A 963-nucleotide genomic window follows, 5' to 3' on the forward strand; every position below is an offset into this window, starting at 1 on the left:
GGTGAGGTCGCGGATTCCTGCGCGGCGGGGGCCGGGGCGGCGCGGCGTCCGGCGGAATCGGTGTGCTGAGCGGGGACAGTGGGCTCATCGGCACCGACGTACCCGGAGTCCTCAGCATAGGGATCGGCGCCCCAGTCGTCCTCGGGCGGGGGCTCGAAGATCGGGGAGCCGTCGTCCCAGGTGGTGGAGGCGGGCCGGTGCGCCTCGGGTCGGCCGGTCGGCTCGACGTCGGTCGGCCGCGCGGGTGCTGCAGCGGCCGACTGTACCGCTGGGCCCTGCGCGGGCCGACCGGTGTCGGCAGCACTGGTGCGGTCATGGGTTGTCAGCGCCCGGGGCGCGGGAGCGGATGAGGCGACCGGGGCCGCCGCATCCTCGACCGAGCCCTGGCCACCGGCGTGCGTCCCGGCGCCGTTGACGTCCTCCGCCTCGCCGCCGGCAGCCGAACCGGCCGAATCGAAGACTCTCGCTTGCGGGACGGCTCCGCCCGGGCCGGCGTCGGGGGCGCCGCCGTAGGAGCCCTGCGGCCCGCCGTGGCCGGTGGCGTGGCCGACGTCGTAACCGGGAGCGCTCGCATCTCCTGCCCCAGTGGGCGCACCGCCAGGTCCTCCGGGACCGTGCGGGCCGCCGGAGCCACCTGGTCCCCCCGGCCCGTCGTCGCCGGCGACGATGGCGTGCACCTCGAGGCGCAGGCCGAGGGCCTGGTGGAGGGCCGCGGAGAAGATGGGGCCGTGTCCACCGTTCTCGAAGGCTCCCACGAGGCCGGGAGCGGCGAACAACAGGGTGAAGACGCCCCCGGAGACGGTGCCCGGTCGGGAGTTGGAGCCGACCAGTGCCCAGGTGGCGCGCCGCGAGCGCTTGGCCGCCTCGAGGACCTCCTCCCAGCGGGTGCGGATCATCTCCGCATCAGCCGCCTCGCCCCCGCCCGGGCCGCCGGTGGTGCCGGCGCCTCCCTGGGCAGCGGGT

Annotated in this window: 1 pseudogene; it reads right to left on the reverse strand. The window is 76.6% G+C overall.

What is annotated here, in order from left to right:
* Positions 1 to 963 (reverse strand): annotated as a pseudogene (locus tag RIV12_RS13100) (hypothetical protein); the annotation flags it as partial.

It is taken from the genome of Actinomyces stomatis (assembly GCF_031292835.1).
Classification (GTDB): domain Bacteria; phylum Actinomycetota; class Actinomycetes; order Actinomycetales; family Actinomycetaceae; genus Actinomyces; species Actinomyces stomatis.